At 57.9% G+C, this 22475-nt stretch carries 15 protein-coding genes; 12 read left to right on the forward strand and 3 right to left on the reverse strand.

Going from position 1 to position 22475, the window contains the following annotated elements:
* Positions 1 to 73 precede the first annotated feature (73 nt).
* On the forward strand, positions 74 to 1144 hold the full coding sequence (locus tag HXO69_RS01335; protein ID WP_296544852.1) for an alcohol dehydrogenase catalytic domain-containing protein: 1071 nt from the start codon (positions 74 to 76) through the stop codon (positions 1142 to 1144).
* Between the two features lie 560 nt (positions 1145 to 1704).
* On the opposite strand, the gene HXO69_RS01340 is transcribed toward HXO69_RS01335, so the two are convergent.
* Positions 1705 to 3036, reverse strand: coding sequence for a CoA-disulfide reductase (locus HXO69_RS01340; protein WP_296544854.1), 1332 nt, complete (start codon positions 3034 to 3036; stop codon positions 1705 to 1707).
* Between the two features lie 197 nt (positions 3037 to 3233).
* Positions 3234 to 4799, reverse strand: coding sequence for an MFS transporter (locus tag HXO69_RS01345; RefSeq protein ID WP_049341972.1), 1566 nt, complete (start codon positions 4797 to 4799; stop codon positions 3234 to 3236).
* A 173-nt stretch (positions 4800 to 4972) separates the two neighbouring features.
* On the opposite strand from HXO69_RS01345, the gene HXO69_RS01350 reads away from it, so the two are divergent.
* From HXO69_RS01350 to HXO69_RS01370, 5 genes are all read left to right on the forward strand, one after another.
* Positions 4973 to 5557, forward strand: coding sequence for a TetR/AcrR family transcriptional regulator (locus tag HXO69_RS01350; protein WP_296544855.1), 585 nt, complete (start codon positions 4973 to 4975; stop codon positions 5555 to 5557).
* Positions 5558 to 5659: 102 nt separating this feature from the next.
* Positions 5660 to 5980, forward strand: coding sequence for a putative quinol monooxygenase (locus HXO69_RS01355; RefSeq protein WP_296544856.1), 321 nt, complete (start codon positions 5660 to 5662; stop codon positions 5978 to 5980).
* 245 nt (positions 5981 to 6225) lie between these two features.
* Positions 6226 to 7038 (forward strand): NrtR DNA-binding winged helix domain-containing protein, encoded by an 813-nt coding sequence (locus HXO69_RS01360; RefSeq protein ID WP_296544858.1) that lies wholly within the window; start codon positions 6226 to 6228, stop codon positions 7036 to 7038.
* Positions 7039 to 7634: 596 nt separating this feature from the next.
* Positions 7635 to 9458, forward strand: a complete 1824-nt coding sequence (locus HXO69_RS01365; protein ID WP_296544860.1) for an ATP-binding cassette domain-containing protein — start codon at positions 7635 to 7637, stop codon at positions 9456 to 9458.
* Between the two features lie 244 nt (positions 9459 to 9702).
* On the forward strand, positions 9703 to 11178 hold the full coding sequence (locus tag HXO69_RS01370; RefSeq protein ID WP_296544862.1) for an RNA-binding domain-containing protein: 1476 nt from the start codon (positions 9703 to 9705) through the stop codon (positions 11176 to 11178).
* Positions 11179 to 11313: 135 nt separating this feature from the next.
* On the opposite strand, the gene HXO69_RS01375 is transcribed toward HXO69_RS01370, so the two are convergent.
* On the reverse strand, positions 11314 to 11937 hold the full coding sequence (locus HXO69_RS01375) for a superoxide dismutase (protein WP_296544864.1): 624 nt from the start codon (positions 11935 to 11937) through the stop codon (positions 11314 to 11316).
* A gap of 1446 nt (positions 11938 to 13383) precedes the next feature.
* Between HXO69_RS01375 and HXO69_RS01380 the strand changes: the two genes are divergently transcribed.
* The 6 genes from HXO69_RS01380 to HXO69_RS01405 all read left to right on the forward strand — a co-directional run bounded on the left by HXO69_RS01380 (position 13384) and on the right by HXO69_RS01405 (position 22452).
* A complete protein-coding gene (locus HXO69_RS01380) occupies positions 13384 to 13935 on the forward strand; it encodes a MarR family winged helix-turn-helix transcriptional regulator (RefSeq protein WP_296544865.1) in 552 nt (183 codons plus the stop codon).
* A 536-nt stretch (positions 13936 to 14471) separates the two neighbouring features.
* On the forward strand, positions 14472 to 14996 hold the full coding sequence (locus HXO69_RS01385) for a ferritin (RefSeq protein WP_049333759.1): 525 nt from the start codon (positions 14472 to 14474) through the stop codon (positions 14994 to 14996).
* Positions 14997 to 15239: 243 nt separating this feature from the next.
* Positions 15240 to 16604 (forward strand): Na+/H+ antiporter NhaA, encoded by a 1365-nt coding sequence (nhaA, locus tag HXO69_RS01390; RefSeq protein ID WP_296544867.1) that lies wholly within the window; start codon positions 15240 to 15242, stop codon positions 16602 to 16604.
* A gap of 38 nt (positions 16605 to 16642) precedes the next feature.
* Positions 16643 to 19993 (forward strand): bifunctional lysylphosphatidylglycerol synthetase/lysine--tRNA ligase LysX, encoded by a 3351-nt coding sequence (lysX, locus tag HXO69_RS01395; protein WP_296544870.1) that lies wholly within the window; start codon positions 16643 to 16645, stop codon positions 19991 to 19993.
* A gap of 337 nt (positions 19994 to 20330) precedes the next feature.
* Positions 20331 to 21893 (forward strand): sodium:alanine symporter family protein, encoded by a 1563-nt coding sequence (locus HXO69_RS01400; protein WP_296544872.1) that lies wholly within the window; start codon positions 20331 to 20333, stop codon positions 21891 to 21893.
* A gap of 199 nt (positions 21894 to 22092) precedes the next feature.
* Positions 22093 to 22452: a PLDc N-terminal domain-containing protein gene (locus HXO69_RS01405; protein ID WP_070644382.1), complete on the forward strand. Its 360-nt coding sequence runs from the start codon at positions 22093 to 22095 to the stop codon at positions 22450 to 22452.
* Positions 22453 to 22475 lie beyond the last annotated feature (23 nt).

Here is a 22475-nt window from a genome sequence, read left to right on the forward strand (position 1 = left end):
TTCTTATGGGTTGATACATGTAGTGATAAAGCAGTCACTGCACCCTCATTAGAGCTTCAAAGAAGGAGTCATCATGAAGGCATATGTATACCACGGCCCCGACCAGAAGGGCGCCTGGGAGGAAGTCCCGAACCCCACCATTCTTGAGCCCACGGACGTTATCGCCCGTGTCGACACCACCACCATTTGCGGTACTGACCTGCACATCCTGAAGGGCGACTGCCCCGAGGTGGACCACGGACGCATCCTCGGCCACGAGGCTGTCGGTACCATTACCGAGGTTGGCTCCGCAGTGACTGACCTGAAGGTCGGCGACCGCATCATTATTCCCGCCGTGACCAGCTGCGGTAAGTGCTCCTACTGTAAGGCGAACCAGCCTTCGCACTGCCAGACCGTTGGTGGTGTCGGCTGGATTTTCGGTTACATGATTGACGGTACCCAGGCGGAGTACGTGCGTGTTCCTTACGCTGAGACTTCGGTTCACCTGGTTCCGGAGGGTCTGAGCGATGAGGACGTCCTCTTCCTCACCGACGCTCTGCCCACCGGTTTTGAGATCGGTATTCTGAACGGTCACACCAAGCCCGGAGACACCGTCGCTGTGGTGGGTGCAGGCCCCGTGGGTCTGGGCGCTATCATGACCGCTAACCTCTGCGGTGCCGGTCGCGTCATCACCGTCGATTTTGACGATAACCGCATGAACAAGGCGCTGGAGCTGGGCGCAACCGATAAGGTCAACGCGGGCGACCCGGACTTCATCGAGAAGATTAAGGCTCTCTCCCCCGACGGCCTGGGCGTGGATGTGGCAATTGAGGCTGTGGGCGTTCCGCAGACCTTCGAGACCTGCACCAAGATTGTTCGCCCCTATGGCAACATCGCGAACGCCGGCGTGCACGGCAAGCCCGTTGAGCTGCCCCTGAACACCATGTGGATTTCGAACGTTCGCATCAACATGGGTCTGGTCAACTGCAACACCGTCGGTAACCTGCTGAACATGGTCCGCTCCGGCCGCCTGAACGCTAAGGCGATGGCAACCCACCGCTTCACGTTCGACCAGTTCGAGGAAGCCTACGACCTGTTCACCCACGCTGCTGAGCACAACGTGGTGAAGGTTGTTATCTCCCGCGACCCGGAGGTTGCGGCATAGACTGCGGTAGGCTCATATACCGCTCATACTGAAACCCCGAACGTTTGTGAGGGATTTCGGTGGGATGTATTCATGACACTGCGAACATCCCTAGGATTCGCCTCCGGGTGGGAGTGGGTAGGTCCCACCCGGAGCGCGAATCGTCCTCCCCTACCCCGAGATGCAGTTATTTTCTGAAGAGACTAGATTGTCTGAAAATTCAAGAGATGCGTCAGCTCGGGGTTTTCTGTTCCCTCAACCCGTTCTTTGGGCAACCCGTTCTTTGGTGGGTTTAGGGGCGGTTCCTCAAGCATGATGCACCCTCCACCGGGCGCTCTGCCGACCCGCTCTTGCGGGTTCTTCTGCCAGGCAACCTCTACTGGTGGAGGGGCGCATCATTTGACTCTTCTTGGTCGGGCGGTACCTCCGATTCTGCTCTTCCTTGAAGGGAAAGGAAAAGGGTCGTACGCTTACGGTTCAATGGCGAACTCGTAGGCTGCGACCCTTTTCTCATGCCCGGTTTTTCGGTGCCCCAGGGATTTTCTATGCTCCGGGGATTTTCCGTGTTCCGGGTGGGCTATTTAGTTTTTGGGTTTCTCGCTGGCGGCTTTATCATCGCCGCTCTTCTCATTACTAGCGGCGTTCTGCGTGATGGGGTTGAACGCCTCCGTGGGGTCGTCTGCCCCAGATGCGGCAGAAGATTCGGTGGCGCTTCCGGTGACGGGCTCGGTGGGTGCATCTGCTAGATCCCCGGCAAGCACGTCAGTAGGATTATCGGCAGGCGCTTCAACGGGCACCTCCGCAACGATGGGTTCTTCCGAGGCGGGCGCCTCCGGAGCCTTCTGCGCATCCTCCTGCTTATCCTTAGCCGGCGCCTCTACAGGCTGCCCAGAAACACCCTGCTCAGTAGCTACCGGCTCACCGTGCGCGGATTCCTTCTTCGCATCCTTGTGCGCGTCCTTATGTTCGAGCCTGTAGATGATGCGCGGTTCCAGGCGCTCAAAACCAATCTTGGAGCGCACCCAGTTCACGAAGCGGTCGATACGGTCCTCACCCTCGGTGGTTTCCGCAACCCGGTAGTTGCGCGGCAGCATCACGCTGTCGCTGAGCACGCGCGGGTACTCATCAATCTCCTGAATACCCGCCATGTACATGTTCTCGCGGAACTGGTGAGCGAACTCCTGCTGACCGAGGAACAGCTGGTCGGCGTAGGTTTTAGCCGCCAGGCGCTCGCTGTAGGCGTCCTTGGAGTCGCGAGCGCCCTTCTTGGAGCCGTAAATATCCCAGAAGTAAAAGTACACATTGTTCGCGATAATGGCGGAGATAATGCGGTTCTGCAGGTACACGAGGGCACCGACGGCGACCGCACCAACAATCAGGAGCACCACGGCGAGCGGGGAGAGTGCAAAGTCAGACAGATTGCCGCGGTGGTTCGTGAACAGGCCAATCAGGTAGGCGATGGTGACCACGATGATGGGCACGCCGATGAAAATCACGGCCAGCGGAACCCAAATGTACAGCAGGGCACGTAGAATCAGGCGGTAGTAGCTAATCGAGTCGCCAATGGGGATGGGCGTAGGCTTCACGGAAGAGTGCGCACGCTTCATGAGCAGGCTGAAGATACGGTTGCTATCGATGCCGACCTTACGCAGCTTCGATTCGAGGGACGCACGTTTGAGGAAGACCCGGTAGTTTTCGAGGACGACGCGCTGGTCGGAGGTGAGCTTCTCGGGGTCGGGTAGGGCGTTGAGGTCCAAGCCGGCTTCGGTGAGGAGTTTGCTCCACAGTTCCAGTCGCGCCAGTTCGGAGGGTTTTGCCGCCGCCTGCGCCTGGTAGTTCTTGTAGGAGATGAAGATGGTGCTGGCACCGATGAGCAGTGTAATGAAGGGTGCAATCCAGTCTTTGAGTCCCATGGTGGCGTTCCTCCTTGATTGTGTGGAGCCGCTGGTTCCTCTGTCTTTTTCGGGCGACTTTTTCGGGCGTGAGCCCACTGTTTTTACCGTACCACCGGCACCTGTGCTGAACCTTTAAATGCGCAGGTGGGTGCGTAAATTAAGCCCCGCCTCCCGATGCTGCGGTAGCGTCAGGAGGCGGGGCATATGTATGTGGGTTAGTGTTCTGCGGGCTTCATTTCGCGCGGTGCCTTACGAATCATGAAGTAGCTAATGACGGCCATAACACCCATGAGCACGGCGCTGAATGCGGAGCTCAGCACCACGCCGGAGTCGAAGGCAGCGAATGCGGAGGAGAGCAGCTGGTTCGCCTGCTCGCCACCCACCTGGCTTGCGACCGTCACGGCACCGCCGAGGGTTTCGTGGGCGTGGTCGGCGAGAGTCTCATCCAGGCCGTCGGGTACAACCACATTTGCGCGGTAGACGGCGGTGAGCATGCCACCAATGATGACGGTGCCGAGCACCGTACCTGTCTCGTAGGAGGTCTCCGAGATCGCGGATGCCGCACCGGCCTTACGCGGCGGCACGCTGGAGAGCATCAGGTCGTTCGAAATGGTCTGCGCAATACCGATGCCGGTACCGAGCACAATGAAGATCAGGATAATCACCAAGTCGTTGTGCGCACCCAGGAAGGCGAGCACCGCGAACGCGGCAGCGTGGAGCGCCAGACCGAAAGACACCACCTGCGCCGGGTGGAAGTGCACCGCCACGCGCGCAATCACCAGACCGGCGATAATGATCGCCAGGGTACCGGGAATCAGCAGCATACCGGCGTACATGGGCGGCAGACCGGAGACCAACTGCAGGTGCTGGGAGGCGAAGTAGATGAAGCCAACGTCCACCATCATGGAGATGAGGTTTGCGGTAATCGCGCCGGTGAACACGGTGTTGCGGAAGAGGCGCACATCCAGCATGGGCTGAATATCGTTCTTCTCGCGGTTGAGCTGACGCAGCACGAACAGGACAATGAAGCACAGGCCGGCAAGGATGGTGCTGATAGCCACCGCATCGAACCCGGTTTCGGAGGTGTGAGTCAGACCGAAGGTAATGCCGGTCATGCCGGTCATAATCAGCAGGATGCTCAGCGGATCCACCGGGCTGGGGTTCGGGTCCTTCGACTCGGGAACCATAATCGGGGCGAGAATCAGCAGAGGAATCAGAATCGGCACAGCGAGCAGGAACACCGAACCCCAGTCGAAGTGCTCCAGCAGGAAACCACCCACAATCGGGCCCAGCGCCGCACCCGCCGAGAAGCCCGAAGCCCACACGGCAATAGCGATGCGGCGCTCGGTCGCATCCACAAAGATATTGCGAATAATCGACAGGGTTGCCGGCATGAGCATGGCGCCAAAAATGCCAAGCAGGGCGCGGGCAACCACGAGCATCAGCGCGGAGGGCGCGAATGCCGCGAGCGCAGAGATTGCCGCGAAGCCGGTCGAGCCGATGAGCAGCAGCTTGCGGCGACCGATGCGGTCACCGATAGCGCCCATGGGCACGAGCAGGGCGGAGAGCACCAGGGAGTAGGAGTCAACGATCCACAGCTGCTCCGCGGAGGAGGGGCTCAGCGCCTTAGCGATTGCGGGCACCGCGAAGGCAAGCACTGTGTTGTCGATGGAGACCAGGAGCACCGGGAGCATGAGCACACCGAGTGCCGCCCAGCGCTTGGTCTTCTGGTCGGGGGCGTGAATGGGCAGAGCCGTGGTGTGCGGATTGTGATTCGTCATGGGTTGTTTTCGTGCGTCTATAAGGTGTCGGCTGATGCGGCGGACGCGGCGGCATCAGCTCGGCCTGTCTTTTTTGGGGTGGTCCGGGACGGTGTGCTCCCGGCGCGGCCCAACAGGCGAAGATTAACTATACCAACTGGACGGTATAGTTTCAAGCGGTTAGACTGGTACCCATGAGCACTCCCAACCACCGCAAACAACGAGCTAACAACTCTAGCGAGCACATCCTCGACACCTACGTCGACCTGCTGATTCACACCGGAGAACGCGCCGCAACCCTCGACGCCGTCGCCACCGCCGCGAAGGTGTCCAAGGGCGGGCTGCTCTACCATTTCTCCTCCAAGAAGGCCCTGCTCGAGGCGCTCGCAGAACGCACCCTCGCCCTGGCCGAAGAGGACTTCGCCGCCATGGCGCAGGCGCCCGAGGGGGCAAGCGCCTACTACATCAATTCCTCCACGCCGGATAACACCCCCTTCGACCGTGCCCTCATCGCCCTCAGCCGCCTGGCGCAGAACAATAATGAGCTCGCCCAGCAAACCCTGGCCCGCGTGCAGGAGGGGTGGCACTCGCTCATTCTTGCCGAGCTCGGCGACGAACGCATCGCCCGCGCCGTACTACTTCTGGGTGACGGCATGTACTACAACGCGGCCTTCGGAGGCGGCTCCGCCAACCCGCAGACCGCCGACATGCTCACGTCCGACCGCGCCGCGCTGGAACGCGCACTACGGGTTCTCAAGGCCGCGGTGGTTGCCGATTAACGACCCCCGCACGCGCGACCACCCCGATGAAAACCCGAGCACCGACAGGCACCGAGGGTTTAAACTGAAGTAATACGTCATCACCCCAACCAAGGAGTTCCCATGATCTTTATTGCCGTAAAGTTCCCCGTCAAGCCCGAATACGCAGACCAGTGGATTGAGAAGACCCGCGCTTTCACCGAGGCAACCCGCGCCGAGGAGGGCAACAAGTTCTTCGAATGGTCCCGCAGCATCGAGGACCCGAACGAGTTCGTTCTGCTCGAGGCATTCAACGATGACGCCGCCGGCCCGCACGTGAACTCCGAGCACTTCCAGCAGGCCATGAAGGATATGCGCCCGATGCTGTCGGCAACCCCGAAGATTGTTTCTCGCCTGGTTGACGGCGAGGGCTGGGACGCCATGGGCGAGCTGCAGATCGACTAGTCTGCACCCCAACTCCGCATCTAAACTGCATAGTTAGACCCTCGAGTGCCCCTCCGTGCTGTTCTTGTGGACAGCGCGGAGGGGCACTTTCACGTGCGCCACACCTGAACTTTTTCCCTTGACACAGCACAGATGAAGCACGTTTTCTGGGCACTAGGCGCCTTGCGTGCATTTTTACCCTATTAACCCCTTAAAATGAGTAGAGTATGCACCCCTATCGATACCCATTCGCACAGGAGGCCTGAATGAGCATCGCATCTGAGCCTCTTCCCGGCGCAGTCGCCGTTGAAGAGCACAACGACGTGGACCACTCTTCCGTATCCCTCGCCGTCTCAACCGTTATCCTAGCCCTGCGCCCCAAGGAGAACGAGACCCACCCGACCCTGTGGCTACCGCTGGTTCGCCGCCTCCGCGAGCCCTACAAGGGCCAGTGGGCGCTTCCTGGCGGTCCGCTCAATCCGAATCTTTCTCTGGAAGAGGCTGCCGCTTCGACCCTGAAGCGTGCCACCAACCTACAGCCCGGCTACCTGGAGCAGCTCTACGCGTTCGGCGACGTTCTGCGCGCCCCCGAGGCACGTGCCGCCCGCCTGAACGGCGCCCCGGTTCCCACCCCCGCCGCCGATCACGAGCGCGTGGTGTCCGTGGTGTACTGGGCATCGATTCCCGCCACCGAGGTTGCGAACACCCGCGTGCACGAGAACATCCGCTGGTTCCCGGTGGATGAGCTGCCCGAGCTCGCCTTCGACCACAACGAAATCATTGAATACGCGCTCTACCGCCTGCAGAACAAGGTCGAGTACTCGCGTATTGCGCACTCCTTCCTGGGTGAGGAATTCACCCTGGCGCAGCTGCGCGAGGTGTACGAGGCAATTCTGGGCCGCACCCTGGATCCGGCGAACTTCCGCCGCCAGATTGCGGCATCGAAGTCGATTATTGACACCGGCCGCCGCGTGGAGGGCACCCGTCACCGCCCGCCGCGCCTGTACCGTTACAACGATGCTCAGGCGTACGCGGATGCGGGCCCGCTGGGCATGTACCGCGAGCGCCGCGAGGCGTAGTAGCATTTCGCGTGTTGTACGCGCGCAGATTTAATGCCTAAAAGGAGGGGCGGCGCCGATTGGTGTCGCCCCTCCTTTTGTGTTCTCTAGTACTCTCCAGTGCTCTCTAGGGGGTATCGGTACTTGTCAGAAGGTTTTGCGGGAGGGTGTTTGACTCAGCACCCGCACGCTCCCTATGCTGGAGCCATCAGCTCTCTCTCCATACTGCCCCGCCGTGGGGGTAACCTAAGGGGCTGAACGCAATGTTTGACCGAAGCCACCCAAGGCGCGACCGGGGTGCCCTTCGGAATCTAGGAGGCATCAAAGAAATGACCCACCGAGCATAAGCCCGGACTCAGAAGAATTTTTCGTGCGCTCACGCAGCAGCTCTACGGACACGTTTCCTACGTGTTCCAATCAGCGCGCACGCACCCGGGCACAGGTACATCCACCGTTACGCTCGGGTTTTTTCGCGCTCTTTTTGGGGCGATCCTCTTACCGCCACGCGCTCAGCATAGGCACCCCCAAACCGCCGGCACACTACTGCAACGCACCACCGCCAGAGTTCGAGGGCACCCGAGCATCCATGACTCGCATCTATGATTCAAGGAGCTCGTATGACACACGTACTTCAGCCGCAGGCGACCTTTCCCCGTTCCGCTTCTTCCCGCGATGCCCGCTCGCACGCCACTTCCCACGCGGCGGCGCACATTAGTATCGCTCATCTGCACTTTGCGCACCCGAGCCAGCCTCCGCTTTTTGCGAACCTTTCGGCAGTATTTTCGGCACCTCTGACCGGACTCATTGGTGACAATGGTTGCGGAAAAACAACCCTTATGCGGTTGATTTTGGGCGATTTGACCCCGAGTTCCGGTTCTTTGGCGGCGCCGGAACACATGGCGTATCTACCTCAGGATATGGGTCTGAATCGGAATCAAACCCTCGCCGAGCTCTGCGGAATCACCGAGATTCTGTGGGCACTGCAGGCGGTGGAATCCGGCGAATACTCCCCCGAACTCTACGAGACCATCGGGGATAACTGGGACGTTGAGGAGCGCACCCTAGCGGCTCTTGCGACCTACGGATTCACCCCGGCGGCACTGATTGATCGCGACAACCCGCAGGCGGTTCGCGCACTCTTTGCTCGCAGTATGCGCAGCTTCTCCGGCGGTGAGGCGGTCATCGCCGCGCTTGCCTCGCTGATGATTTCTGATCCCGAGTTCATCTTGCTCGACGAGCCGACAAACAACCTGGACTCCGCGGCGAAGGCTCAGCTCTTCACCGCACTGGAGGCGCTACCCTGCCCGGCGCTCATCATCAGCCATGACCGCGATCTTCTGGAGCGTGTAAACGTGATTGCGGAGCTTCATGCCGACCGCCAGGGGCTGGCGCATCTGCGCCTCTTCGAGGGTAACTACAGCACCTACCGGCAGGCATTGGAGACCGAGCAGCAGGCGGCTCAGCGTCGCGTGACCGAGGCGAAGAACCGGGTGCGTTCGGCGCATCGCGAGTGGGTACAGGCGCAGGAGATTATCTCGAAGAACATGGCGCAGGTCTGGAAGGACGACCAGCCGGATACGATTCTTGCCCTCACCAAGGACGCCTCACGTCAGGCGGCGGCAAAGCTTCGAGTTCTGCGCATCGGCAAGCAGGAGCAGGCTCAGGAGGCATACCAGAACGCCCAGGATGAGGTGCGCGTGCAGGAGAAGATCTACGCCGAACTGAGCCAGCAGCCCCTACCCGCGGGGCGCAAGGTACTGGAGCTGCACAGGGTTGATTCTCACCGTGTTGATTTTCGGGTTTCACGTGAAACATTTGCCATTAAGCAACCCACTAAGGTTGATTCTCTGCATTTTTCACCTGCCGAGGCTGATAGCGAGAGCAATCAGGGAACCCCGGCGGAACGCCCAGAACACCTGATTCTCAGCGGCCCCGAGCACCTGCGCATCACCGGCGCGAATGGCAGCGGCAAGACCACCCTCCTCGAGGCCATCGCCCACGCCAAAGACCCGGAGTACCGCTCCCCCGTGCAGCCCACCTACCGCGTCGGCTATTGCATCGAGGGGGCCTACATTCCCCAGCGCATTAGCCTTGACCCGGAGCTCACTCTTCTGCAGTGCGTGCAGCGGGCTAACCCCGGCGTGAGCGAACAGCATCTGCGTGACCAGCTGGCGCGCCTGCTCTTCCGTCGCGAGAGCGTGCACCACAAGACCGGCGAGCTCTCCGGTGGTGAGCGTTTCCGCGCGGCGGTGGCGCAGGTGCTTCTGGCCGACCCGGTGCCGCAACTTCTCATGCTGGATGAGCCGACGAATAACCTCGATATTTCTTCGGTGGATTGGCTGGTGCAGGCACTCGAAGCCTACACCGGTGCGCTCATCGTGGTGAGCCACGATGAGGATTTCTGCCGCCGCATCCGCATTGACCGCACGCTGGCGCTCTAGAATTCCGCACCAAACCCCGCGGGGCAACTTCTGAATACAACAAACGGGTGCCCGGCACCTCCGAATATGGAGGCGCCGGGCACCCACCATGGCAGCAGTCGGAACACGTTCACCTAACTTCACAGACTGCCTCATATTTATGTAACAAATCCTCCTCGATAGTTACATATTTGTCACTAAAATCCATCTTATTTGTAATTAATGTCCCGCATGAGGCTCAAAATGTCACTCCAGGAATTACAATATGTACATGTATACGCCTGAAGAACTAACACAAACACTCAACGAGCTACGGCTTCTAGGCAGAGACAGCCTGACCGTAGAGGTTAAATCAGCCCACATGGGTTACCCCTCTTCCGTGGCGGAAACTATCTGTAGCTTTGCTAACCTTCCCGACGGAGGCACAATCATATGCGGTGTCGACGAATCTCAGGAGTTTGCACCTGTAGGTGTTTATGATGTTGAAGATTTGCGGGCAAAGATTATTGATGCTGCTCAAAATCTTAAGCCAAAAATCGTAGTAGAAACCGACGATATAACTTTGGATGGCCATCAGCTACTCATCGTAACCGTTCCGGGTCTGCCGGTGCAGGAACGTCCCTGCTTCAAAGGTAATATAGCCTACCAGCGACTCGGAGACGGCGACTACCCAATGGATGGCTACGCGCTCAGTCTAATGTACGCGCAGCGCCACAAACCACACAATGACCTACAATCAATTCCCAACACATCCAGTGAAGATTTGGACAAATCCTACACCGAGGATTTCCTACACCAGGTGCGTCTTTCCTCAGCGCGTCTACGTAATGACTCCGACGCGGAGATCCTGCGCAAACGCAACGTCATTGATGCCCATGACGAGTTGACCTTAGCCGGGCTATGCGCCCTGGGTGATTACCCGCAACAATTCTATGCTGGGGCAAGCATTATCGGCATAGTTTCTGTAAGCGGCAACGCCCGCAATGATGACCGTTTTCGAAGTGAAGGCCCTATTCCCGCCATGCTTGAAGATACCCTTGCATGGCTTATGCGCAACATCAAGAACCGCACCGTCACAGCTCCCAATGGTGCGGGGCTCATCGATCAGCCAGAAATCCCCCTGGTCGCTCTCCGTGAGTTCGTGGCTAACGCACTCGTCCACCGGAGCTATGAACGGGATGCATCCGGAAAATTTATACAGATTTTTATCAAACGCGGCCGTATTGAAATCATCAGCCCCGGCGGTTTTTGGGGTATCCTGCCGAGTCAGGTAGGCCTCGTGCATCGCCCCGTGGCTGTAAACGAGGCGCTCTATGCTATCTGCCAGAACATTCGTCTCAGTGACGGTCACCGACTAATCGAAGGCGAAGGCGGCGGTATCCTAGCTGCACAACAGGCCCTGGTTGATGCCGGGTTGCGTAAGGCGCATATTATCGACGAGGGTATCCAGGTACGCGTCATTATCTACCGCCCTGCCGATAACACGCAGCCTACGAGCATAATGGAGGTATCCTCGCCTCCTCAACGTGCTGAGATACCGGAAAATCTATCCCCCACGGAATCCCAGGTGTACGTTGCTTTGACCCGAGGGCCCGCTACCGTCGCTGATATCGCGGAAAACACCGAGTTGAGTACACGGCAGGTACGTTACGCGCTACCCAAGCTAATCCAGCGAGGCTTGGTAGAGCAAAAAGCGCGTTCGGGACGCCGCGGTTTGGTGTACCGCACGCTGGCGCTCTAGAATTCCGTACCAAACCCCGCGGGGCAACACCTGAATACAACAAACGGGTGCCCGGCACCTCCGAATATGGAGGCGCCGGGCACCCGTTTCAGTTATCTCACCGCGGCTACGTCACCGCGCTGGCGAAAACTTAGATTAGAGGACCAGGCCCTTGGTCTGGGACACTGCGCGCTCGAAGCGAGCCTGAACGTCAGCCCAGTTCACAATGTTCCAGAATGCCTTGACGTAGTCGCCCTTGACGTTCTGGTAGTCCAGGTAGAATGCGTGCTCCCACATGTCCAGCTGCAGAACGGGGATCAGTGCAACGGAGATGTTGCCCTGCTGATCGTAGAGCTGCTCGATGATGAGGCGCTTGCCAACGGTGTCCCATGCGAGGATTGCCCAGCCGGAGCCCTGAATGGTCAGTGCAACGTTGGTGAAGTGCTCGCGGAACTTGTCGAAGGAGCCGAAGAACTCGTCGATTGCTGCTACCAGCTCGCCGGTGGGCTTGTCGCCACCCTCGGGGGACAGGTTGTTCCAGAAGATGGAGTGGTTGGTGTGACCACCCAGGTTGAATGCCAGGTCCTTGGAGAGCTTGGAGACGTTGCCGTATGCACCGTTCTCGCGTGCCTCTTCGAGCTGCTCGAGAGCTGCGTTAGCGCCTGCAACGTATGCTGCGTGGTGCTTGTCGTGGTGCAGCTCCATGATCTTTGCGGAGATGTGGGGCTCGAGCGCCGCGTAGTCGTAGGGGAGCTCGGGGAGAGTGTACTTTTCAGCCATGATGATGCCTTTCATTAGAAAACTTGGCTCGTATTAAAGATTACCAGCGTAGCGTTTACTTTACTTTTCACGAATTGGGGAGCGTCACATTTGCGTACCAACCCGCACGGGCCTGTGGATTTTAGCCGGGAACTTTTCCCCAAACCTGTGGATAACCCTGTGTATCAATAGGTTTTTCAAGCTCGGTGCCCCGTTCTGCCTTGAAATACCGGGGTATACACTCGTGTGAATAACAGTGCTGTAAGTTCTCCACACTGTGGATAACCCCTGTGGATAACACCTCTTTTTGGGGATGCGCGGGGGATAAACCGCAGAATTTTTACTTCCGTTCGGGGCGTTTTTCCCTCTACTAGCCAAAATATTGAGCCCCAAAAGAGGCTCTGAACAGCCTTATACGCTTCTTCTAGCCGGAGGCGGTGGATTAAGTGCACAGGGTTATCCACAGGTGTGGAAATTCTTGAGTTCCGCGGATTTAAAGGTGAAAAGCCCTTCTGTTTAAGAATTTACCCTCGGTTTTAACACCCGTAGAAGCCTGTAATTACAAGAATTTCCCTGCTGCACCCTCATTTTTAACACTCAGCGAGCTCGATACCGCCTCCATAAAATCACACGCGTGTAAGTTCTCCACACTGTGGAAAACCTCTGTGGATAACCATTTCGGCACGATACGGCACAGTAGAACTGCAGCCGCACGGTACAGATGTGCACACCGCCTCATACAGCCCTCCCCCGGCTCCCGCAGCTCCCTTGTCGGCGCACCTACATGAGGGCAAAAGAAAAGAGCACCCGATCATTGGATGCTCTTAGAGTGAGTTGATAGATATTCGAGTTAAAAAGATACGGTACGGAATGCAGCCCAACCACGAACTGCACCCGCACCGCACATCCGTCGGTAGAAATACGAGTTACTCGTACACCGACGACAATCACCGATAAATAGAGAGTCGAACCTATCGAAGCGAGCTTCCGGTCTCGCCTCGGAGGCTTCCTTCGACCCCGTTATGTAATTAGTGTACACGGTTTCATTACGGTTGCAAAGCCAAAACCGTGATTTTCTTAAAATTTTTGTTATCGTTTCGTTATTTTTCACCCCTGGCAACCTCTTTGCACCCCTCAGAATTTTCATTCACACCCCTAAAACCCTTGATATTCCGCGGAATTCGGCTCGATGCACGAGTGTGCTTCTTGGTACGTTCTCATCTATACTTGTACCGGAAATCTTTTTAAATATGTCGTGTATCACCTACCTACCCAAGGTTTTTGCAGTCACTGCGTGCAAAAAGATGACCCTAGCACCCTCTAAAAAATTAGCACCAAAGTGTCAACCATTACTTGACCGTACCAATTTCAGGTTGCGAGTAAGACCTTTCGCTACAATGGGTGCCAACACACCGCATCTCCCCTTAATAAGGGAGCTCCATATCCGATAAAAGAGGAACCAATCCCGTGTCCACACCAACCACGTCTGCGCAGCGGTCCGAAAATACCGCACACAGCGATTCCATCCAGTGGCTCTCCCCCCAGGAGCGAGAAGGCTGGCTCTTTATCAGCTCCATCATTTTCAACCTCACCCGCAAGCTGGAAAACCAGCTACAGACCGAAGCCGGCATTAGCTTCGTTGAATACATGGTGCTCGCGATGCTCTCCGAGTCCAAGGACAATTCCTTGACCATGACCGAGCTGGCAATTACCACCAACACCCTTCCCGCACGTCTCTCCCGCGTCGTGGCACGCTTGGAGAAGGACGGATACGTCCGCCGCTCCCTCAGTGCAGAAGACCGCCGCGTCAGCATCTGCCACCTGCTCCCCGCAGGCGAACAGAAGGTGCAGGAGGTCGCACCCGGCCACGTGAGCGAAGTACGCCGCCAGATTTTCGACCACCTCACCACCGAGCAGGTTGAGCACCTCGCAGAAATCGGCGAGGCAGTCCTCGGCAACACCCCCTCAAACGTCATCTCCATTGATGCACTGAAGCGTGGGGACTACCCCACACAATAACCTCCTCCACCTGCCCTGCGGGTGAGAGTTGAGAGAACCAGAGATAAGGCACATTCCCACCGGGAACGTGCCTTATCTCTTTAACAAATCTCTTGATCAGGCCCGTGTAGCCGCGAGCGCTACAGCACGCGCGAACCTTAAAACCCCTAAAGTAGCCACAAAGTAGCCCCAAGCACCGTCATCTGCGAAGAATTTTTAAAAATTTTTTACGCCGTAACGCACCGCCCAGAAACGCCGGATGATCAGCTACCGGGCACAAATGCATCGTGTATGTGCGTGGGAAATCTAGGCGATTCATGCCGCCTTAAACCGCGAAATATCAAGGAAACACACCAAATACCACCCAAACCAAAGGGTATATTCAGGTCACCCACACTAAGGGTAGTGGTGACAATATGTCAGGAATACCTTATCTACCCCACCGATTAGCCTTTTCTCTCTGTACACAACCCACTGCACGCCGTACGATAAACATCAACAGGTTGCACCGCGCCATCCGGCGCCTACGAAGCAATCACCATATAAGGAGAAACCATATGTCTAAGTCTTTCTACGACCTTCTGAACGAGCAGATCGGCCACGAGTTCGCAGCATCTCACCAGTACCTGTCCATGGCTATCTGGCTCGACGGCGAAGACCTGCCCCAGCTGGCTAAGTTCTTCTACCGCCAGTCCCTCGAGGAGCGCGAGCACGCACTCATGATGGTTCAGTACAAGCTGGACCGCGGCCACAAGGTCGAGATCCCCGCTGTTCCCGCAGTCAAGAACGACTTCGAGAACGTCCAGGAAATCGTTGACATGTCCCTGGCACAGGAGAAGGTTGTCACCGGTCAGATCGAGGCACTGTTCTCCGCAGCACGCGCTGAGAACTACGCACTGGGCGAGCAGTTCATCCTCTGGTTCCTGAAGGAACAGGTTGAGGAAGTTGCAACCATGGAGACCCTCGTGACCGTTGTAAAGCGCGCAAACGGCAACCTCTTCGACCTGGAGAACTACGTTGCACGCGAGCTGGGCGACGACCACGGCCAGGAGTCCGGCGCACCCGCAATCGCAGGCGCATAATCTCGCATTCGTGCGGCTAGGCCCCTAGTCGAACCCGCAGAATAGTTGCAGAATATTAAACGTTCCGCCCTCACCGCACACCGCGGTGGGGGCGGAACGTTTATGCATTTATCACCTGAAAACTCACCACAGTGCACCGTCCAGGAGCTAAAAGCCACCAGCGGGTACTCGAATACTCATACAGCGCAGAGTAAACTTAAAAGCCTTAGATGCCGCATAATACCGCGGCAGAAAGAGGAGAGAATGACTCACACCAACCCAGATACCCTCAGCCGCGGCTCATATAGCAACTCACGCCGCGTAGCCGATATTCTGCGTGCAGAATCCGTCGGCGGTACCGTCCTGCTCATCGCAACGGTGCTGGCAGTAGTACTCGCCAACACCCCCGCCTCCAGCTTCTACTTTGGTCTGCGAGACACCGTTGTTGGCCCGGTCATCCCCGGTTTCAACCACCTGCAGATGAGCATCGGCACCTGGGCGGCAGACGGTCTGCTCGTCGTTTTCTTCTTCCTCACCGGTCTGGAGCTGAAGAAGGAATTCGTGATTGGTGACCTCAAGTCGCCCTCCACCGCTATTGTGCCGATTGCGGCTGCCTTCGGTGGTGTTGCAGTGCCTGCCATTATCTACACGGCGCTGAACTTCACCAGCCCCACCGCTCTGCACGGCTGGGCTATCCCCACCGCAACCGACATTGCGTTTGCGGTGTCCGTTCTCGCCGCCGTGGGCACTTTCCTCCCCTCGGCGATGCGCGTCTTCCTGCTGACCCTGGCTGTTGTCGACGACCTCATCGCAATCTGCATTATCGCGATTTTCTACACCAATAACTTCCACGGCGAGTACCTGCTCTTCGCGCTGATTCCCCTCGCCCTGTTTGCGTTTATCGCATACCGTGGCGAGACCATGCTGCACCTGAAGCCTCTCGCCGCATGGGTTCTGCTTCTGCCCCTGGGCATTATCACCTGGGCGCTCTTCCTCGAATCCGGTATTCACGCCACCATTTCCGGCGTGGTTCTGGGCTTCCTGGTGCCCGTGAAGATGTCCGCACGCTCCGAGGCAGCGCACGCTGAACACGGCCTGGCGGAGGTGCTGGAGCACCGCTTCCGCCCCCTCTCTACCGGCATCTGCGTGCCCATCTTCGCGTTCTTCAGCGCGGGTGTGGCTGTGGGCGGTTTTGAAGGCCTCGGACGCGCCCTCACCGACTCCGTGGCGGTCGGCATCATGGTTGCGCTGGTTGCAGGTAAGACCATCGGTATTTTCGGCACCACCTGGCTCGTGACTCGATTCAAGAACGCTAACCTCGACCCGGACATCGCCTGGATTGACGTGGTCGGTCTGGCTGCAACCGGCGGTATCGGTTTCACCGTGTCCCTGCTGGTCGCTGAGCTGTCCTTCCCGCACGGCTCCCCGCACACCGAGGACGCCAAGATTGCGATTCTCGTTGGCTCTGTTCTGGCTGCCGTTGTGGGTGCGGCTATCCTGTCTCGCCGTAACAAGCACTACCGTGCCCTGGCTGAGAAGGAAAGCGTGGACGCTGACGACAACGGCATCCCCGACGTCTTCGAGGGCACCTACCGTGACCCGAAGGCTGAGCCGACCCAGAACTCCTAAGGTCTAGTACCTTCCCTACACCCCGATTCCCGCTGATAATGATGTCTCACCGCACTACCTCACGTCGCCGTCCAGCACGAGCAGAGCAGGCACCCGCGCCTCCCTCAAGGTATGCAGAGATATCAGCACGCGTGGTGATCGGGGTGTATTCTTTTGCCGCGCTACTGACCACGTTCGCGTGGATTATTACTCCTCTGCGGCACGGCCGCGGCTTCACCTGGTGGGAAGTCACCGCCGATCTGCTGAATATTCCCTCCACGCACACTCTGCCCAGCGCCATCACGATGATTGTGATGGTTTCCGGGCTGATTGTGCGCAAGCGTGCCGCCCTCATTGCCGCCATTGTTTTTCAGGTGCTGGGTGTGCTACTTGCGACCCATAGCGCCTTCACGCTGGTGTTCCCTGAGGGAATCATGCATAAGGACCGTATTTTCTCCTCGACGGTCGATACGCTCTCCATCGTGTTTGCGTGCGTGCTGGTGCCGTTCCTCTTCTCGATTCGTTCGGCGTTCCCGGCGCGTATTGGTCGCCTCTCGTGGGCGGGTGCGGTGTCTACGGCGGTGGGTGGCATCCTGCTGACTACGCTGGCGCTCTGGTACCTGTGCCGTATTGGCGTGTGGGAGCCGTTGCGTTCCATCACCCCGTGGGAGCTGCTGATGCACGGCATGGGTATTGAGCGTACCCATCCTGGCGTGTGGGCCGCCGATGTGGTCGCTTTCTTGGCGTCTTTTGGTTACGGTGCTTCGCTGGTTGCGGCGCTGTACCTGTTGGCGCGTGGTTACCGCGCCCCGGACGCGTGGACCGGCGAGAAGGAGCTGAAGATTCGCGCCCTGCTGCAGCAGTACGGCGCCAATGATTCGCTCTCCTATTTCGCGACGCGTCGCGATAAGCAGGTGGTTTTCTCTCCGGATCAGAGGGCGGCGATTACGTACCGTTCGGTCGGTTCGGTATGTTTGGCGTCGAGTGACCCGGTGGGTGACCCGGATTCGTGGGATGCCGCGATTGAGCAGTGGATGTTGCAGGCGCGTAGCTACGGCTGGGTTCCTGCGGCGCTGAGCGTGAGTGAGGCGGGCGCGCGCGCCTACAACCGTGCGGGCCTGTCGATTATTCAGATGGGTGAGGAGGCGGTCCTGGAGGCGGACCGCTTCACGCTCAATGACACATCGATGCTGCCGGTGCGTCAGGCGGTTCAGCGTGTGCGTCGTGGCGGGTACACGGCGCAGATGCGTCGCTTTGCGGAGCTGGATGAGCAGCAGCGTCAGCAGGTGGCAGAGAATATTTCGGCGTGGCGTCATGGCCGCGTGGAGCGCGGTTTTTCGATGGCTCTGAACCGTGTGAATGATCCGGCGGATTCGTCGTCTCTGCTGGTCTCGGCGCATGATGAGGCCGGTCAGATGGTGGCTCTGCTGTCGTTCGTTCCGTGGGGTCCGACCGGTCTGTCGCTGGATGTTATGCGCCGCTCCCCCGAGGCACCTAATGGTGTGGTGGAGTTTATGGTGGCGTCGCTGATGGAGCAGGCGGCGTCGCTGGGTGTACGTCGGGTGTCGCTGAATTTCGCGATGTTTGGCCATATTTTTGAGGCTGCCGATCAGGTGGGCGCTTCGGCGTGGAATCGTTTGGCGTCTCGTTCTTTGGGCGTGCTGGATCGTTTTCTGCAGTTGCGCCGTCTGTATCGTTTCAATCTGAAGTTTGCCCCGCTGTGGGTTCCTCGTTTTTTGGCGACGGAGCCGACTTTGGCGATGGCGAATGTTGTGGTTGCGTCGGGTATGGCGGAGGGCTTTTTACCAAATTTGTCGGCGCGCCGTTTGCAGGATCAGGAGCAGGTTCTTTCTGCAGATGAGTTGGAGGCTCTTCGCCAGTTGCAGGTATCTGCTGTGGAAGAGCTTCCTGAGGTGTCACGTAGTGATCAGACTCAGCATCGTCTGCGTCATTTGGAGGCGCTGCGTTCGGCGGGTATGGAGCCGTATCCGCTGGGTGGTGAGATACGCAGTAATGGTGCGCCTATTCTAGGCGTGAAGGATGCCCTGCGTATATTCTCTTCTGAAAATATTCCTGATTCAGAATTTATGGTTTCGGGGCGTATTCGCGCGCTTCGCAACCACGGTGGAGTCCTCTTTGCGACCCTGATCGAGGGTGGCGAAACCCTGCAGGTCATCATGGAACGCGCCCTCGTGGGCGAGCGCCTGCTGAGCATTGCATCCCGCAACCTGGATACCGGTGACATCATCACCGTGCAGGGTGCTTACGGGGCGAGCCGCAACGGCACTCGATCACTGATTGCCTCCAGCTGGCACATGGCGTCGAAGAGCCTGCACCCCATCCCCTTTGATTCGTTTACCGACCCGGAGGCGCGTCTGCGTCGCCGCTCCACGGACCTGCTGGTGCATCCGGATCAGATGCAGAATCTGCGTCTGCGCACGGCGGTGATTAAGGCGCTGCGTGCCCGTCTGGATGCGGAGGGCTTCCTTGAGGTGGAGACCCCGATTCTGCATACGGTGCACGGTGGCGCGAGCGCGCGTCCGTTCCGCACGTATATCAATGCGTACGGTGAGGATTTGACGCTGCGTATTGCGCCGGAGCTGTACCTGAAGCGTCTGGTGGTGGGCGGTAGCGGTCCGGTGTATGAGCTGGGTCGTGATTTCCGTAATGAGGGTGCTGATGCGACCCATAATCCGGAGTTTACGGTGCTTGAGGCGTATCGTCCGTACGCGGATTATGTGCAGATGCGCGAGTTGACGGAGCGTCTGATTAAGGATGCCGCCCGGGCGGTGTTTGGTTCGGTGTCTTTGCCGTTGGGTCATAAGGCTTCGAGCGAGCGCACGGTATCTGATGTGTCGGGTCCGTGGCGTGTGGTGTCGGTGTGTGATGCTCTATCGGAGGCGCTGGGTCGCCGCGTGGATGTGCAGACGGATTTTGAGGAGTTGCTGGCTTTGGCGCAGCAGCATGGTGTGCGTGTTCACGAGGGTATGGGTCCGGGTGCCATCGTTGAGGAGCTGTATGGTGAGCTGGTTGAGGCGCATACGGTGGAGCCGACGTTCTATACGGATTTCCCTGCGGAGACGAGTCCGCTTGCGGCGCCGCATCGTAGTGTTCCGGGTTTGGCGGAGCGTTGGGATTTGGTGATCAATGGCATGGAGATGGGCTGTGCTTATTCTGAGCTGGCGGATCCGCTGGTGCAGCGTGAGCGTCTGACGGAGCAGTCGTTGAAGGCGGCTTCGGGTGACCTGGAGGCGATGGAGGTGGATGAGGATTTCCTTTACGCCTTGGAGACGGGTATGCCGCCGACGGGTGGTTTGGGTCTGGGTGTGGACCGTTTGGTGATGCTGCTGGCTCAGACTCAGATTCGTGGGGTGTTGTCGTTCCCGTTTGTGAAGCCTGAGCGTTCGTAGCCCGACTGATACCCCCGCTTCTTCGTTATGCCCGGTGCGAGGTTTTGTGCCTTGTGCCGGGCTTTTTGCGCCCGCCCTGCCGGTGCCGTCAACACCTCCACGGAGTCTATATTTACTCTGCCCATATATTAAGTATTCGTTACATTTTGGCTTGGGCCCCTTTTTTAAGTTGCTCCGTGAGGGTTGCGCACCCCACAATGAGGTGACTAATCATACGGAGCGTATGTGCCTCCGTTACGCGGCTTTGAGTCCGCACCACCCAGCAATGTAGCCCACACGTTGCCCGTCTTCCGGGTTTGAGCGTGCGGGCTTTTTGCTTTCAAGATTGGAGTGCCGAGTGGATTTTCTTCTGAATATCATCGGGGACATTAATACGCAGACTGCGGAACTGACTTCCTCCGTGGATGCCGTGCAGAACTGGATGTGGAGTAATTTCCTCTACTACGCTCTGATTGCGGCTGGTCTGTACATTACGATCCGTACTCGCGGTGTGCAGTGGCGTTCCATTAAGGAAATGGTCCGTGTCCTGGGTGACCCGGTTGCTCGTGAGGCTGACGGTAAGAAGAGCATTTCTTCGTTCCGTGCGTTTACTGTTTCGGCGGCTTCTCGTGTGGGTACCGGTACTGTTGCGGGTGTTGCTTTGGCTATTGCTATGGGCGGCCCGGGTGCTGTGTTCTGGATGTGGGTTATTGCTGCTGTTGGTGCGGCTTCTGCTTTTGCGGAGTCCCTTCTGGGTCAGCTGTACAAGGAGCGCGGTAAGGATTCCTACGTTGGTGGTCCGGCGTACTACATGAAGCGCGGCCTGAATGCTCCGTGGATGGGTTACATCTTTGTGGCGTTCATTGTGGTCACTTATGCGTTCGTGTTTGTGGCGGTTCAGACGAATGCTGTGGTGGATGCTGCGGCGAACTCGTTCAGCATTGATGTTTCGGGTACTAACTCGATGGGCTTCCGCATCACTATTGGTCTGATTATGGTGGCGCTGACTGCGGCTATTATTTTCGGTGGTATTCGCGCGATTTCTTCGGTGACTGAGTGGCTGGTTCCGATTATGGCGGTGCTGTATCTGCTGCTGGGTCTGCTGGTTGTTCTGCTGAACATTGGCAAGGTTCCGGAGATGCTGCTGATGATTTTCCAGGGTGCTTTTGGCATTAAGGAGTTTGTGACCGGTGGCGCGATGGGTGCCGTGATTTGGGGTATGAAGCGTGGCCTGCTGACTAACGAGGCGGGTATGGGTACTGCTCCGAACGCTGGTGCGACCGCTACTATTTCCCACCCGGCTAAGCAGGGTTACGTGCAGACTTTGGGTGTTTACTTTGACACGATGATGGCGTGTACTGTGACTGCGTTTATTGTTCTGCTGTCGAACCCGACCTATGGTGATCGTTCTCGTGGTGCGTCGCTGACTCAGTCGGCGCTGGCTATGCAGCTGGGCGATTGGGCGGTTCACTTCCTGACTATCGCGATTTTCATGTTTGCGTTCTCGACTGTGATTGGTAACTACTACTACGGCGAGTCGAATATGCGTTTTGTGACTGAGCGTAAGCTGCCGATGAATATTTTCCGTGCGCTGGTTCTGGTATTCGTGTTCTTCGGCGCGATTTCTTCGCTGGATCTGGTGTGGACTACCGCGGATATGTTGAATGCCGGCATGGTGATTGTGAACTTGACGGCGGTTCTGTTGATGACTCCGCAGGTTGTTGCGGTGTTGAAGAACTATGAAGCTCAGCGTAAGGCTGGTTTGGAGCCGATTTTCAAGGCTTCGGATATGCCTGAGTTGAAGAATCTTGCGGCGTGGGATGGTACTGATGCGGTGACTACCCGTGAGTTCTGGGCTGAGTATGATGCGAAGGCTGCTGAGCGTCGTGCTGCGAAGAAGGCTAAGAAAGTTAGCCGCTAGTTTGTGAGCTACACGCAGGTTTCTGTGTAAGGCTTTGTGGAGGGTCCGTCCTGCTGTGTTGCGGGGCGGGCCCTTTTGCGTGCTTGAGGGGCGTATGGGGCTGCCCATCGGGGTAGGCTCTGAACACCTCCTTGAACTACCCTGAGGGCTTGTGGATTCCTCCGGGTCTGTATGCTTAGGAAGGATATTAGGAGGGCTTATGGATTGGCGTGCCGTACTGGAGCTGGTGGTCACGGTTGTATTTCTGGCAGGTATTGCGTTGGCGCTATTGTGCTTAGTGACGATTCATCGGAACCCGCATTTTTCGGAGGTACAGAAGCTGAAGTGGCTTCTGCTGGTGCTGTGCCTGCCGTATGTGGGTCCGGTGACGTGGTTGTTGCGTGCGCGTTTGGAGCGTATTGACCGGGAGCGTGCTGAACAGGAGCGTATGGCGCGGGAGCGGGGTTCCGCGGTTGCGTCCGATGCGGCTGCTTCCGGTGGAGCGTCTGATAGTGCCCCGGATAGCGCCTCCGATAGTGCTTCAGAGTCTCTTTCTGACACCCCCACCAACACTAAGTAACGAAGGTCACACACTCTCGATTG

Origin of the sequence: Rothia sp. (in: high G+C Gram-positive bacteria) (assembly GCF_015265375.1) — a bacterium.
GTDB lineage: Bacteria > Actinomycetota > Actinomycetes > Actinomycetales > Micrococcaceae > Rothia.

Bases quoted from the DNA above. Each gene is read 5' to 3' on its own strand.
- HXO69_RS01335 (WP_296544852.1), top strand. From the start codon at position 74: ATGAAGGCATATGTATACCACGGCCCCGACCAGAAGGGCGCCTGGGAG.
- HXO69_RS01340 (WP_296544854.1), bottom strand. From the start codon at position 3,036: ATGGGACTCAAAGACTGGATTGCACCCTTCATTACACTGCTCATCGGT.
- HXO69_RS01345 (WP_049341972.1), bottom strand. From the start codon at position 4,799: ATGACGAATCACAATCCGCACACCACGGCTCTGCCCATTCACGCCCCC.
- HXO69_RS01350 (WP_296544855.1), top strand. From the start codon at position 4,973: ATGAGCACTCCCAACCACCGCAAACAACGAGCTAACAACTCTAGCGAG.
- HXO69_RS01355 (WP_296544856.1), top strand. From the start codon at position 5,660: ATGATCTTTATTGCCGTAAAGTTCCCCGTCAAGCCCGAATACGCAGAC.
- HXO69_RS01360 (WP_296544858.1), top strand. From the start codon at position 6,226: ATGAGCATCGCATCTGAGCCTCTTCCCGGCGCAGTCGCCGTTGAAGAG.
- HXO69_RS01365 (WP_296544860.1), top strand. From the start codon at position 7,635: ATGACACACGTACTTCAGCCGCAGGCGACCTTTCCCCGTTCCGCTTCT.
- HXO69_RS01370 (WP_296544862.1), top strand. From the start codon at position 9,703: ATGTACATGTATACGCCTGAAGAACTAACACAAACACTCAACGAGCTA.
- HXO69_RS01375 (WP_296544864.1), bottom strand. From the start codon at position 11,937: ATGGCTGAAAAGTACACTCTCCCCGAGCTCCCCTACGACTACGCGGCG.
- HXO69_RS01385 (WP_049333759.1), top strand. From the start codon at position 14,472: ATGTCTAAGTCTTTCTACGACCTTCTGAACGAGCAGATCGGCCACGAG.
- nhaA (WP_296544867.1), top strand. From the start codon at position 15,240: ATGACTCACACCAACCCAGATACCCTCAGCCGCGGCTCATATAGCAAC.
- lysX (WP_296544870.1), top strand. From the start codon at position 16,643: ATGATGTCTCACCGCACTACCTCACGTCGCCGTCCAGCACGAGCAGAG.
- HXO69_RS01405 (WP_070644382.1), top strand. From the start codon at position 22,093: ATGGATTGGCGTGCCGTACTGGAGCTGGTGGTCACGGTTGTATTTCTG.